Consider the following 1801-nt stretch of genomic DNA (forward strand, 5'->3'; position numbering starts at 1 on the left):
TAGAATTTGCAGGAATTGGCCCGTAATCTCTGTTTCCATAGCCTAAAAATGAAGGAATAAAAATACGAGATTTATCTCCAACATTCATATTTAATAATGCTTCTCTAAATCCTGGTGCTAATCTAGCTTTTGGGCTGTAAAGCATAGGGTAAGGTTTATATTTTCCTTGCTTTTCAGCTCTTTCATCGTATTTGCCAAATTGCTTAGCAACATCCATTATATTCGTGTCAAATAAAGTTCCATCTTCTAAAAAGCCAGCATAGTTAACTAAAACTTTATCTTGAGATGTAGGTGTAATTGCAGAACCTTCTTTAGTCATAATCATAACAACTCCAGAAGATAATCTATTAACTTCACCCTTTAAGTTTTCATTATCTTTAACAAACTTGTTCTTTGCTTTTTCAAGTTGTTCTAAGGCTTTCTTTTTCTCTGCTTCTAACTCAATAAAATAGCTATCAAATACTTTAGCAGCATCAAACTTTTTAGCTTCGCTACCTTTTCTAATAATATTTAAAGATTCAATAACAACATCATCAACAGGTTTGTTTCTTTCTCCTGTTTTTACATTAGAAATAACATCTTGTACTTCTAACCCCGTAACTAATTCACCAAAAACAGTATGTTTAGGGTCTAAATTAGGAGTTGGTACTTCTGTAATAAAAAATTGAGAGCCATTAGTAGCAGGACCAGAATTAGCCATAGATAAAATTCCTGGCTTATCATGTTTAGCCTCGTTAATTTCATCTTTAAATCTATAACCAGGATTACCAGACCCTGTTCCTGTAGGATCACCTCCTTGAATCATAAACTTATCGATAACTCTATGAAAAGTTGTTCCGTTATAGAATTTTTTACCTGCATAAGCACTATCTACTTTAGTATTAGTTCCTTCAGCAAGTGAAACAAAATTAGCAACGGTTACTGGTGCTTTATCATAATTAAGTTTAGCAACCATTACACCTTTATTGGTAATAAATTCAGCATATAATCCGTCTTCTAAATCTGGGTATTTATCTTGGCAAGAGGCTGAGGTTAGCGTTACCAATAATGCAATCATAAAAATTTTCATTGAGTGTTTTAATTTGTTCATTGTATTAATTGTTACTTTTGGGTTATCGAATTTACAGTAACTTTACTAATTATTGGCATATTTGTTCCAATTTTATTTTCGTCTCCGTAATATCCATAGGCTTTTTGAGAAGGAAAGATAAAGGTTGCGGTTTCACCAGCTTTCATAAGTTTTAAACCTTCTCTTAAACCAGAAAATAGTTCTTCTTTATCCATTGCGTAATTGCGTGTTTTTAGTTCTTCGGTAGAATAAATAATAGTTCCGTTTAAACTAGAAATACTATGGTTAAAATTTACAATGTCTCCAAAACTAGGCGTTTTTAAACTGTCAGCCTCAATTTTGTTTTGATAAGCATACCAAAACCCGTTTTCTGAGGCTATATAATTATCTTCAGGCGTTTTAGCAATAATTGCAAGAATTTGAGCTTTCTCTTTTTCGTATAGTTTCTTGTTACGTTCTATAGATTCGTTAAAAAAAGATCCAGATTTTACAGATATAGGTTTGCGTGGTTCTGGAGATTTACAACCTATAGTTAGTCCAGCTATTATGCAAACTAAAATTAATCTATACATTATTTAATGCTTTATTATATTGTGGTAATATACTAATAAATTTATCAACAGTGGAGCCTAAAGGTAAATCACTTTTACCTCCTGCGGCATTAGTATGGCCTCCGCCATCAAAATGAGCTCTTGATAATTCATTAACAGAAAAATCACCCTTAGAACGTAA

The 1801-nt window shown here is 32.0% G+C and carries 3 protein-coding genes; all 3 read right to left on the reverse strand.

Translation table 11 applies throughout. The features are described from left to right. The coding region (locus tag ACVC2P_RS07625; RefSeq protein WP_452597885.1) for a peptidylprolyl isomerase at window positions 1-1090 on the reverse strand (1090 nt) is incomplete at its 3' end. Between the two features lie 11 nt (window positions 1091-1101). Beyond that, entirely contained in the window at window positions 1102-1641 is a 540-nt protein-coding gene (gldI, locus tag ACVC2P_RS07630; RefSeq protein ID WP_452597886.1) for a gliding motility-associated peptidyl-prolyl isomerase GldI, read from the reverse strand. Continuing rightward, a partial coding sequence (locus tag ACVC2P_RS07635; RefSeq protein WP_452597887.1) for a DHH family phosphoesterase occupies window positions 1634-1801 on the reverse strand: 168 nt, incomplete at its 5' end. The genes gldI and ACVC2P_RS07635, both read right to left, overlap by 8 nt.

Source organism: Pontimicrobium sp. MEBiC01747 (genome assembly GCF_053601635.1).

What these genes read in the sequence shown, in the direction of transcription:
- gldI (WP_452597886.1), bottom strand. Translation starts at nt 1,641, where the DNA reads ATGTATAGATTAATTTTAGTTTGCATAATAGCTGGACTAACTATAGGT.